This window comes from Streptococcus sp. CL8.13 (assembly GCF_049737895.1).
In genome coordinates this window covers 1-1,840 of the sequence record NZ_JBKOTT010000126.1, presented here as the reverse complement: position 1 = coordinate 1,840, position 1,840 = coordinate 1, and the positions used below count along the sequence as shown (strand labels likewise).

General features: G+C 44.0%; 2 protein-coding genes and 1 pseudogene. All 3 read right to left on the bottom strand.

From position 1 onward, the window contains the following. A partial coding sequence (locus ACLNCN_RS04540) for an ABC transporter transmembrane domain-containing protein (RefSeq protein WP_424844720.1) occupies window positions 1–838 on the bottom strand: 838 nt, incomplete at its 3' end. A gap of 206 nt (window positions 839–1,044) precedes the next feature. Beyond that, window positions 1,045–1,680: a DUF421 domain-containing protein gene (locus tag ACLNCN_RS04535; RefSeq protein WP_424844719.1), complete on the bottom strand. Its 636-nt coding sequence runs from the start codon at window positions 1,678–1,680 to the stop codon at window positions 1,045–1,047. Beyond that, window positions 1,677–1,840: pseudogene (locus tag ACLNCN_RS04530) on the bottom strand (DUF3290 family protein); the annotation flags it as partial. The pseudogene ACLNCN_RS04530 and the gene ACLNCN_RS04535, both read right to left, overlap by 4 nt.

Here is a 1,840-nt window from a genome sequence, read left to right as displayed (position 1 = left end):
AGGTGACCAGATTCCCAACCGTGATTTGCCCTTTCTGAACCATCAAAGAGCCGACCAAGAGAGTTAAAACATAGGACGAACCAACAAACAAGAGAACCATGGGGTCAAAGAGACTATCGTATTTCATGGTTTGGAGATTCTTTTGGAAGGTCAATTCATTGACTGTCTGAAAGGACATCAACTCGTCCGCCTGATACCCGAAAGACTTGGTCACTTTAATACCTGATACAGACTCCTGCACCTTATTATTGAGTTCAGAAAAGGCAGCCTGTGATTCACCAAAGGCCTTGTGGGTCTTTCTCCCTAGACGACTGGTCGCATAAGCCATGAAAGGCAGGGGCAAAATGGCAACTAAGGTCATTTGCCATGAGATGCTAAAAAGCATGGTTAGCAAGGTCACTAAAGCTGTGATGGAGGCATCCACCGCAGACATAACACCGCCGCCTGCCAGACGGGTTAAGGCATTGATATCATTTGTAGCGTGTGCCATCAGGTCTCCCGTTCGATAGGTCTGATAAAAGGCTGGAGACATTTTTGTGAAATGCTCAAATAAGCGAGACCGCATAATCTGTCCCAGACGATAAGAAGTCCCAAGGATATACATACGCCAAACATAGCGCAGATAGTACATCCCAAAGGCTGCAAGAAGCAAGTAAAATAGGTCAAGAAGGAGGTCCTGCTGGGTTAATTGCCCCGATGTAATAGCATCAATAACCCGCCCCATAACCATAGGTGGAATGAGATTGAGTACGGAAACCAAGATCAGGGCCACGATTCCGACTAGATAACGGCGTTTTTCTAACTTGAAAAACCACCAAAGTTTTTGAATAATGGACATAAAATCCCTTTCTGATTGCAAATAGAAACCTGAGGCCAAGACTCAATGAAAATCAAAGAGCAAACTAGGAAACTAGCCGCAGGCTACTCAAAGCACTGCTTTGAGGTTGTAGATAGAACTGACGAAGTCAGTAACCTACATACGGCAAGGCGACGTTGACGCAGTTTGAATTTGATTTTTGAAGAGTACAAGACCCCAGGCTTTTCTTATTCATAGGTTACGACTGTGACCGCACCCTTGTCATACTCAGCGATAAAGATGTTGGCTACATTTTCATGCCCTTGTTTGTTGAGGTTATCAAGCAACCACTCTTCGCTACGACCAATCGATTCCAAAACATCAACTTGAATCACACCGTCAGTCACAACTGGATACTTAGGATTTTCATCTCCCATTTGGACCACGATGAGTTGGCCATTTTGCTCCTGCACAGCGCGTTTGACCTGCTTCATCTGGAAAATCCCTTGGCTACGAAGCTTGAGGGCTACTTCCGCTGCAGACAAACCTACTGAACGACAGGCTTCTGGGTCAATCTGCCCATTTTTGATGAGCAGAGTTGGCTTACCATCAATCAAGTGTTTGACAAAACGAACATTGTTATTAAGCCATTTGAGAGTCAAAACCAAAATCGTCCACATCATCAAAATCACTGCGTACTGGAGAATGCTAATTGAACTATTGTAAATCACCCCACCTATAATACCACCGAGAACATAGTTCTGAATTTGATCTGTCGCAGAGTTAGGCGCTAGATTCCCCTTTCCTGTCACATTGATAACAAAAACAAGCGAGAAAAGACCCAAGGCCAGTTTGATTAAAATTTCCATATAGTTGAGTGTCATTTGTTTACCTCCACCAATTCAATAGCGTCTGTTTGATTCAATTCTAATTTCTCTAAAAGATACTTGTCTGGTTGGCTCCCGTTCATGGCGCGGTAGAAATTTGGACCTACCTTGACAAGCGCTCCATCAGTGGCAGCTGAAGTATTAACGTAAACTTCTG